Source organism: Nocardia carnea, from assembly GCF_029869215.1.
GTDB lineage: Bacteria > Actinomycetota > Actinomycetes > Mycobacteriales > Mycobacteriaceae > Nocardia > Nocardia carnea_B.
In genome coordinates this window covers 1-1228 of sequence record NZ_JARWPM010000003.1, presented here as the reverse complement: position 1 = coordinate 1228, position 1228 = coordinate 1, and the positions used below count along the sequence as shown (strand labels likewise).

At 68.8% G+C, this 1228-nt stretch carries 1 protein-coding gene and 1 pseudogene; one reads left to right on the top strand and one right to left on the bottom strand.

Annotated elements, in window-relative coordinates:
• Positions 1–479 (bottom strand): annotated as a pseudogene (locus tag QH276_RS00025) (hypothetical protein); the annotation flags it as partial.
• Positions 480–724: 245 nt separating this feature from the next.
• On the opposite strand from QH276_RS00025, the gene QH276_RS00020 reads away from it, so the two are divergent.
• Positions 725–1228, top strand: a 504-nt coding sequence (locus tag QH276_RS00020) for a sterol desaturase family protein (RefSeq protein ID WP_432278775.1), incomplete at its 3' end; no start/stop codon positions are given.

The following is a 1228-nucleotide window of genomic DNA, read 5'->3' as shown; positions in this document are numbered from 1 at the left end:
CCGTCCGGCAGGTCCGCGATCTCCCCGGCATCGGCCCGGCCCGGCCCCCAAGGGCCCCCCGGGGGGCGGGCGCCCCAACCCCCGGGGCGGGGGGGCGCCCCCCCCCCCCCCCCCGCCCCGCCCCCCCCCCCCGGCGCGGCGCGCAACGCGCGCGGCGCCCCCGCAGCGGTAACCAACCCGATCGGCCCGACCCGGGAACCCTCCGGCAGCGGCGGGGCGCCGGGCACCAGCCGCAGATCCGCGACCTTCAGGTCTGGCAACGGCATGCCGGCCAGCTCGCGCAACGGCAACACCACCCTCGGCGCCCCCGCCAACCCGACCTGGGTCGTCCCAGTAGGCCGGAGCACATCGGCTTCACTGTCGTTGGAGAACCGGAACTGTCCGTCACCAGCGAGGAAACCGGCCGCGACCGGCGCCGCGACCACAGCGACCGCGACCAGGGGAAGTACATAGGTTCGTTTGCGGGCGTAGTTCGGCACCAGTACTCCTACTTCGGTAGAAACCGCGATGACGGGTCCGGATCATCGACTGAACCAGCACCACCGATCACACCAGCCACAGCCACCCCAAAGAATGAAGTGTTACTTGAGACTGTAGCCAGGGTGTAGCCATACTTTGGTGCGACACCCGGGCCACCCGCCAGATCGATGAGCCGCCACCGGCAGGGAAAGAGTCGGCTGATTTCTTCAAGCCCACACCACTGCGCGGACGCGAGGCTGAATCCATGTCCACGCTCGCCCGACCACTCATCCGCTACGGCTACGCACCTTTCATGCTGCTCGCCGTCAACGGCGCCGGCATCGCCCTGGCCGCCACCGGCGCCAACAAAACTTGGCTGATCGTCCTGCTCGCCGTCGCGGTCGCGGTGTCGTTCACCGCCGAACGACTCCTGCCGTATCAAGACTCCTGGAACACCTCCCATGGCGACACCGGCCGCGACACCGTCCACACCTTCGTCAACGAAACCCTCATCCTCGCCAGCGTCGCCGCCATCCCCGCCTTGGCCGCGCTCATCCCCGGAAACGGGATCTGGCCGCACGGCTGGCCGTTCCTGGTGCAGGTGTCGCTCGCGGTTCTGGTCGCCGATCTCGGGATCACCCTGGCCCACTACGCCAGCCACAAGATCGGGATCCTGTGGCGGTTCCACGCCGTGCACCACAGCGTCACCCGCTTCTACGGGCTCAACGGCCTGATGAAACACCCACTGCACCAAACCATCGAAATGACC